The 7,712-nt window shown below is 55.8% G+C and carries 7 protein-coding genes; 1 reads left to right on the top strand and 6 read right to left on the bottom strand.

Features of this window, described 5'->3' with window-relative positions; translation table 11 throughout:
- Positions 1-289: ATP-binding protein (locus BM174_RS17660; protein ID WP_177209517.1), on the top strand; the 289-nt coding region annotated here is incomplete at its 5' end.
- Positions 290-779: 490 nt separating this feature from the next.
- Here BM174_RS17660 and BM174_RS17655 read toward each other — a convergent pair.
- From BM174_RS17655 to BM174_RS17630, 6 genes are read right to left on the bottom strand one after another with little or no spacing between them, the layout of a single operon-like run.
- Positions 780-1,724 (bottom strand): choline/ethanolamine kinase family protein, encoded by a 945-nt coding sequence (locus BM174_RS17655; RefSeq protein ID WP_093925174.1) that lies wholly within the window; start codon positions 1,722-1,724, stop codon positions 780-782.
- Complete coding sequence (locus BM174_RS17650; protein ID WP_093925173.1) at positions 1,721-2,650, bottom strand: phosphotransferase; 930 nt, start codon at positions 2,648-2,650, stop codon at positions 1,721-1,723. Before BM174_RS17650 ends, BM174_RS17655 begins: the two co-directional genes overlap by 4 nt.
- Positions 2,647-3,930: a Zn-dependent hydrolase gene (locus BM174_RS17645; RefSeq protein WP_093925172.1), complete on the bottom strand. Its 1,284-nt coding sequence runs from the start codon at positions 3,928-3,930 to the stop codon at positions 2,647-2,649. The genes BM174_RS17650 and BM174_RS17645 overlap by 4 nt, the downstream gene beginning before the upstream one ends.
- 25 nt (positions 3,931-3,955) lie before the next feature.
- Positions 3,956-5,767: an ABC transporter ATP-binding protein gene (locus tag BM174_RS17640; protein ID WP_093925171.1), complete on the bottom strand. Its 1,812-nt coding sequence runs from the start codon at positions 5,765-5,767 to the stop codon at positions 3,956-3,958.
- A gap of 1 nt (position 5,768) precedes the next feature.
- Positions 5,769-6,680: an ABC transporter permease gene (locus BM174_RS17635; protein WP_093925170.1), complete on the bottom strand. Its 912-nt coding sequence runs from the start codon at positions 6,678-6,680 to the stop codon at positions 5,769-5,771.
- Positions 6,680-7,660, bottom strand: a complete 981-nt coding sequence (locus tag BM174_RS17630) for an ABC transporter permease (RefSeq protein WP_093925169.1) — start codon at positions 7,658-7,660, stop codon at positions 6,680-6,682. Before BM174_RS17630 ends, BM174_RS17635 begins: the two co-directional genes overlap by 1 nt.
- Positions 7,661-7,712 lie beyond the last annotated feature (52 nt).

Here is a 7,712-nt window from a genome sequence, read left to right as displayed (position 1 = left end):
TCTGATCACCGCCAATCAGCCGTTCGGCGAATGGAACAGGGTCTTCCCCGATCCCGCCATGACACTCGCGGCCGTCGACAGGCTTGTTCATCATGCGACCATCTTCGAAATGAATGTCGAGAGCTACCGGCGGCGATCCGCGCTCGAAGCCAAACGCAAGCGAGGCAGGCCTGCCACATACGCGACAATCAACAACACACCGCTGATTGACGCGGAGCGACAAACAACAGACGAAGAAAATCTTGCCGACGGCAATAACGATGATATCGTCACAGATGCCGCGACATAGAATCTCATCATGATTGTCGCCGCCGTCTCACCCAGATTGTCGCGCTATAGAAAAGGTCTTGAAAGCTACGGTCCGACCATCATAGCCCGCGATACGCGACGCGGTTATCGGACCTGCCAATCGTTCGTTAGATCGTAAACTGCGCGCCACGAAATCAGCGGTTTTTTTACTACTTTGGTAGAGATGAGCTTTGGACGATCAGCCCTCGCTACCCCAGGCGCAAGCGATCATCGAACTGATGTCCAACGTTCAAAATCGAGGGTTTGTTGAACGCTTCGGAATGTCGTTTGGGTCGATCGAGCAGCCCGTTTAATCAACCAGACCATCAATGCGCTATGTAAATTCAGAATGAACATCTCACCTTGTGACCGATATTCTATACTGGCGCGACCGATGCCAAAGGGCAAACCCATAACAACCATCGAAATGCTGTTTGAAAGCCATGCGAAAATTGGTCGATGACAAGGAAGTTGATCTGGACGAGCCGATGTCAGACCCGGCGCAAATGTATCGGCCAATCAGAATGGCCTGATATTTGTCGAAACCTCATCAGCTTCCACATACCATATTTATGAAAATCGAAATCCAAACGCGAGACTTTCAGTTGCACCATGGACCACAGCGCCCATTTCACATCCGCAAGCGCCTTATGGATAGTGATACGCGATACGGTTTCCGGGCGGACAGCGCCGAAGTACTCTTCAATCAGTTCCAACTCCTGCGCGGGGGTAAAAAACATTTCTCCGAACCATATCCCAAGGTCATAGCAGCGATCATTCATCGATGCATATTCGTAGTCGATAAGCATAACTGACTTATCGTCACCAATCATAAAGTTACCCGGCATGGGGTCATTGAAGCTGGGAACCAGATCCAGACCCGATGCATGCAATGCCTCCCTGGCCATTTGAGTGTTCATAATCACCCAGTCCGCATCCTTGAAGCGGGGCGCCCCAAGATCCTTGACCTGTTTGGTATGCTCATCGATCATGTCGAAAATAGTTTTCGTCAAGCCAAGCTCGGGCATGGCATGAAGCGTCCGGTAAACCTTAATCACGGCTTTACGTATAGTGATATCGGCGAAGTCAGTATTGGTCGATGCCCGCCTGTCCGGCAAAAAATCGTTTATCTCAATACCCTTGCTGGCAAGATCATCATATACGCGAGGCCCGAATCCCGCCGCGGCAGCCTTTTTTGATGCATCCATCGCCGCGACCCTGTCGATGAACATTTCAGTCCCATTGCCCGGAATCTTGACAAACCAGTCACCATCGCCCGCCGTATCCTGTACACGCCAGTTCTCGTTGGATATGCCTCCGGAAACTGGGCCATAGACCAATTTGCCGCATTGCTGAAAAAGCGCAGCTTCGCGGATCGCCTGTTCTATCGTATTTTCGACGGGAGTTGTTGCGCTCCCCAGAGGTTTCATATTCATGCTGCCTCTCCTGATAGTCTGATTTTCTCTTCAAATTGCGGATGCATCAGGCCCATACGCACCCGGATCAGCCGCCATTCGCCATATTTGAGCCACTCCACGCCGCCCCTTTGCGATGTCTTCGCATGGAGGCGAGCCCAGAGCCCATGTAGAAGGTCGTCCACATAGGACCAAAGTCTGGCACGCGAAAAACCTACCTCGTCGAAGCTGCCCACATAGGCCGCGTAACCCGCCCGCATGTCCCGTTCCATATTCGTGACTTCTGCCAAAAGGCAGCCGACGTCATAGAGCGGGTCGTTCATCCCTGCGCGATCGTAATCGATCAGCATGACGGCCCCATCCGGCCCAATCATCAAGTTCGACGATGATCCGTCATTTCTGCACGGCGCCAGTGTGCCGGTTTCCAGCATTGGCTCGATCTGTCCGATCAACCTTCGCAGCCACGCGATATCGTCGGGCAGCCCTGCTTTCTCGCGTTTGAGTTCTGCGATCAGGTCATCGATCTGGACGAATGGGTTGAACCGAGCCTCCAAAGGATCCGTAGAATGCAAAGTCTTTAAAGCCGACATCGCCGACGACACCAGCGTCGGATCCTGCAGGCGGGCCTGATTGGCGGTGCTCCATTCGTCGGCAAGACCATGCATCGCGATGCCCCCTGACGATGCGTCGTGCCAGATCACTTCGGGGCCGGCACCGACCCGCCCCGCCTGTGACGCCAGAGCCATGGCAGCCTTCAGGTCGAATCCGAGCATCATTTCGGGATGCATCCGTTTAATAAATGCGCCTTGAGCCATTACCGAGCGGCTTTCGAGGGCTTTATAGCTGGGCGAGGCAAGCGCTTCGGGGCCAGCAACACCACTCACAAGCGACAGTCCTGCTGCTGCAACCGTCTCGGCCATCATGTTATCGTCTACCAGTCGGCTCATGCGGTTTCTCCTGCATCGTCGAGCGAGCCGTGTGCGGCATCGATGCGCGCGATCATCTGAAGCAGAACGTTCGCGCCTGCGACTAAATCGTCGCTGGCGGTAAATTCATCATAGCGATGAATGACACCGTTGACCGACGGCACTGCGACGACGATTGACGGTATTATTGCATTCAAGGCCACGCCATCATGACCGGCGATCGTGTCCAGCTGCATCCTCTGGAGGCCGAGATCATCGGCTGCGCGCTCGCATAGAGCGACCAGACGGGCATCGAATTTTCCGGCTGGTCGGCGCTCGACCGACACTATTTCGGCGCCTACCGAAGCACGGGCCGCCAAAGCAGGAAGCGATGATCGCAACTCGGCCTCCGCCCATTTCAGTACGTCCAACTCGGGCGCACGCAACTCGGCAAAGAGCACGGCTTTGCCGGGAACGATGTTCGGCGAGTTGGGGAACACATCCAATCGGGCGACCGAAGTATAAAGCGTGTCGGTCGCGTCGTTGGTTAACTCTTTTACCTTGGCAATGATGTAGGCTGCGCCAAGGACGGCGTCGTGCCGGTCCTCCATTGGCGTTGGTCCTGTATGGTTCTGTTCTCCAGTCACTTCGATCCGCACCTTGGATGCGCCCCAATGCCGCACGAACGGGGCGATCTTGGCACCCGACGCTTCCATCTTGTCATCGCCCTCAATATGAAATTCGATAAAGCAATCGGGTTGTGGGGGCGTGTCCGATCCCATGTATCCCGTGCGCTGCAGTTCGGCCTCAACCGACAAGCCGGTCATATCGGTGCGCGAAAGTGCAAAATCCCTGTCGACGGTACCCGCGTAGACGGACGAGCCCAAAAGCGATGGCTGAAAGCGCGCGCCCTCCTCGTTCATCCAATCGGCTACCACGAAGTTGCACCGCGGCCTCTCTCCCGTATGCTTGGCGCTATCGCGCCAGCTTTCAACCGCAGCGAGCGCCGCGGTCACGCCATAAGCGCCATCAAATCGTCCGCCATGGGGCTGACTGTCAAGATGTGAGCCTACCATCACCAGCGGTGCATCAGGTCCGGCCAGATCGATCTGACCGAATACGTTTCCGATGTTGTCGATCAGAACACGATATCCCCGTTTCCGAAATTCCGTGCACAGCCAGTCACGCGCGGCCTTGTGCGCATCGGTTAGGGCAGGGCGATGGACGCCACCATCGCCAGTCGCGCCAAACTCGGAGACCTTTTCCATCAATTCCTTGAAAAGTTCAGCGTTTATACGCAAGGGTCCATCAGACTTTATCATCGGTCAGCTCTTTCATTCGTTCGAGTCAGTCGTTTAGGAAACATGCTGCCAACGCGTGATCGCCACGCAAAACGAGAGACGGATTTTCCATCCTGCATCTGTCGAACGCATGCGGGCAACGGTTGGCAAAAGCGCACCCCTTGGGCAAGTCGATCGGGCTCGGAGGCTCACCTTCCAGAAGGCAGTCTTCAGGGCTATAGCGGCGCTTTTCCAATGTAGGTGCTGCCGACAGAAGGGCGCGACTGTAGGGGTGGCCCGGATCAAAGAAAAGCCGCTCGTTCGGTGCGACTTCGACCGTCTCGCCCAGATACATAACCGCAATGCGCGAGCAGACCTGACGCACCATGGTAAGGTCATGCGAAATGAAGATGTAGGTAAATCCGTGCTCTTCCTGAAGCCGCTGAAACAGTTCAAGCAGCTTTGCCTGTTCTGTCTGGTCGAGCGCCGACAGCGTCTCGTCCATGATCAGAAGTTCAGGCTCCAGAATCATCGCTCGGCCCACGTTCAGCCGCTGGCGTTGTCCGGCAGACAGCCCGGTGGGCAGACGGTCATATATGTTATTAGGAAGTCCGACTTCTGCCATTATAGCGCGGGCCCTTTCGCGCCGCTCGGCACGGTTGCCGATCTTGTGGATGATCAAGGGCTCTTCCAGAATGGAGCCGATCGAGGATTGTGGCGGCAGTGAGCCATAAGGATCTTGCAAAACCAGCTGAAATTTACGGCGCAACTGCCTCAGCCGCTTGGGGGTAGCCTGCCCAACATTTTCGCCCTTGAAGTGGATCGTGCCCGCGTCTGGCCTTTCCAGCCCGGTCAGTAGTCGCATCAAGGAGGATTTGCCGCAGCCAGACTCTCCAACGATGCCGAAATTGTCGCCGGGAAACACATCGAATTCAACATTGCGCACCGCCTGCACCAGCGCACGACCACTTTTGCCGTGCGTCTCGTAGTGCTTGGCGACGCCATGTACCGACATGATGGCTTGCTGCTTGCGCGTTGCAGGCGCGGCCTCTTCGCTCTTTCCCTCAGCCCAGAGCGTTGGCAACTCGCGGATCAGGTCCTTGGTATATGCGTGCTGAGGACGGGCGATCAACTCGCCGGGCACTTGACGCTCGACGACCTTGCCCTCATGCAGCACCATCACCTCGTCAGCAGCTTCGCAAGCGACCGGCAAGGACGAACAGATGAACAGGATGGCTGTTGAAAACTCGGAATTGAGCTCGCGCATCAGCTTGAGAATTTGAGCCGCAACAGTCACATCCAGTGGCTGCGTGATATTGTCGGCAATCAGAAGTGCCGGGTCGGAAATCAAGGCATCGACGATCATCGCACGCTGCATCATGCCACCGGAATATTGGAATGGATATTCGTGAAATCGGCGCTCGGGGGCGGGAATCTTGACAGCCCCGAGCAGAGCAATCGCTTTGTCGTGGGCGTCCGATTTAGAAATGTCGGGCCTGACGGCGCGCAGTTTTTCCACCAACTGCGCGCCAACGATCATCGTGGGGTCCAGCGCGCCCGCCGGATTGCCGCCGATATATGCAATCTCTCGCCCCGAAAGACTTTTGGCAAACTTGGGATCTGCGATCAAATCCTCGCCGCGGAAGTGCACCGAGCCGCCAGTCACCCTTAACGGTGGCGGCAGCCAACTTGCCAAGGTGCGCGCAAGAACGGTCTTACCCGACCCGCTCTCACCGATGACCGACAGGATCTGGCGGGGGTTCAGATCAAAGCTGATGCCGTCGAGGATCGTGCGACTTGTCCCATCCGTCTCGGCTTTGACCGTCAGGTCACGGACGCTGAGCAAGGCTTCTGCGGTTCGCAAGTTATCAAGCGCCATATCAAGCCCCTCCGTAAATTGCGTTTCGGGCCCGCTCAAGCGAAGCGCCCATTAGATTTATGGATGTCAGCGTTAGAACAAGGAAAATGCCTGGCATCGTCGCGATCCACCAAGCATTGATGAGGTACTTGCGACCGTCCGCGATGATGTTCCCGAATGTTGGGGTAGGGGGCTGCACGCCCAATCCGAGAAAGCCCAAAACCGATTCAAAGATCATCATGCGCGCGATATCCAGCACCGCCACAAAGGCGATCGGCGGCAATACCAGAGGCAGGATGAGTGTGAACATGATCCGCCAATCCGTCGCGCCAAGAACCTGCGCTCCTCTGACATATTCCTTCTTGCGCTCGGACATCACCGTTGATCGCATGATTCGCGCGTAGACTGGCCAGCCCGCCAACCCCAAGACGATTATAATCGAGGGAATGGTCGGCCGTGATACACCCAGAATGGTAATCGCGAGGATAATCATCGGAATTGAGAGCTGCGCATCCGTCAGGCGCATCAGAACAGTGTCGACCTTGCCCCCGAAATAGCCGGCGAAGAGGCCGATCATTGCACCCACACAGACCATCAGGATCGTGGTCGAGACTCCGATCAGCAGCGAATACCGCAAACCGACCAGCGATCTCGACAACATGTCGCGCCCCAATTGGTCAGTGCCCAGAGGGTTCGCCCACGTCCACCCTTCCCCGATGAAAAGTGGCGGCGCCAGCTTTCCGCGGATATCCATCTTGAGCGGGTCGATACCGGAGAGCCAAGGATAAAAAATAGCCAGTAACAGCAAAATGATAAAGACGACCATCCCGATCTTGAATTCAATTGAGGCGAACGCCTGCGACCAGATCCGCGCCGCAATTTTGCGCTCGCGCTTTGGCGCGCTGACGTCCAGTGTCGTGTTGACGGTGCTCATTAGTAATCCAATCTCGGATCAATGGCTGTCGCACAAAGATCTACAACGATGTTGATAAGGACGAATGCGGCAGCGGTCACGATTGCAATACCTTGTATCAAAGGGAAATCGCGCTGCATGACTGCATTGATCGTCAGTCGTCCCAGCCCTGGGTAATCAAAGATGAATTCGATAACCAGCACCCCGCCCAAAAGCATCGAAAACTGAACCCCCAAAAGGTTCAGAAGCGGGATCGCGGAATTCTTGAGGGCGTGCCGGAAAATGATCTGATTGCGCGTCAGGCCACGCACAGCTGCGATATCTATGAAATTTTGACCCATGACGTTCGCCACCGACACCGTCAGCGTCCGGATGATGAAAGGCGCGATTTCAACCGAAAGAACAAGGGCAGGTAGGATGGTGTAGGCGAAACCGTTATAGCCTATGGCTGGGAGTAGATTAAGCTTTACCGACAAGAGCAGCGCGAGGACAATACCAAGCCAGAAATTCGGAAGGCTGATGAAAACAGAAGATAAATAGAGCGCCAATCGATCAGGCCACTTACCTGGCCTGAGGCCGCCAGCGACGCCGATGGGAATGGCAACGATCAAGGCAAACACCATTGCAAGCAGCGCCAGCTGTAGCGTCATTGGCGCCGTTTGCGCGATGAGGTCCCAAACCTCGGCGCGGGCCGCACGCGTGTTGTCATCAAAGCTTGCGCCGCCAACAGCCGCACCGTTGGCAGGTCTCACGAAACTTTGGCCCAGATCGCCCTGAGCCACACCGCCGATATAGCGACCGAATTGCTGGTAGATTGGGTCGCGCAAGCCCATTTCCAATGCGATTTTCTCGATCAGGGCCTCGGGCGCCATGCCGCCCGCCATCAAGCGCACAGGGTCACCGGGCACGACGCGCAGTAGCGTAAAGATCAGCGCAGACACTAAGAACACGATCAAAGCGCCTTGCAAAAGTCTTCTAACCAGGAATCTGACGACGAACATCGGCACCTCTGAATAAGTTTGGAGTAGTGCGACCGGGACGAAGGCCACCTGC

This window comes from Sulfitobacter brevis, assembly GCF_900112755.1.
GTDB classification, from domain to species: domain Bacteria; phylum Pseudomonadota; class Alphaproteobacteria; order Rhodobacterales; family Rhodobacteraceae; genus Sulfitobacter; species Sulfitobacter brevis.
This window is presented reverse-complemented; position numbering and strand designations above follow the sequence as displayed.